Below are 443 nucleotides of genomic sequence, written 5' to 3'. Positions count from 1 at the left end.
CGAGTACTTCAGCCTCAAGAAGATCATCCCCACCGGCAACCTGAAGGGCATCGACGTCAAGCGCATCAAGCACGCCGACAAGATCACCCCGCTGTTCACCCGTGGCGAGGTCAACGGCAAGAAGGTCGGCGACCAGGGCACGGCGCCCAAGAAGGTCATGTTCCTGGAAGGCGAGAAGGGCAAGGCCTTCGCCAAGGCCCCGACCCAGTTCATGACGCTGATCCCCACCGTGTACAACGCCGACACGCTGGGCATCCGGCCCGACCTCATCAAGCGCCCCATCACCAGCTGGAAGGAACTGCTCAACCCCGAGTTCAAGGGCAAGGCCGCCATCCTCAACATCCCGTCCATCGGCATCATGGACGCGGCCATGGTGGTCGAGGCCATGGGCCTGTACAAGTACCCCGACAAGGGCAACATGACCAAGGCCGAGATCGACCTGA

1 protein-coding gene is annotated in these 443 nt (G+C 62.1%); it reads left to right on the top strand.

Annotated elements, in window-relative coordinates; translation table 11 throughout:
- Positions 1-443 (top strand): hypothetical protein (locus B7P34_RS36250; RefSeq protein WP_223268634.1); only part of this gene is annotated, 443 nt, incomplete at both ends.

The organism is Streptosporangium nondiastaticum (genome assembly GCF_003011965.1).
Taxonomy (GTDB): Bacteria; Actinomycetota; Actinomycetes; order Streptomycetales; family Streptomycetaceae; genus Streptomyces; species Streptomyces nondiastaticus.
The sequence above is the reverse complement of the archived record's forward strand: the minus strand, read 5'-3'. Positions and strand labels throughout refer to the sequence as shown.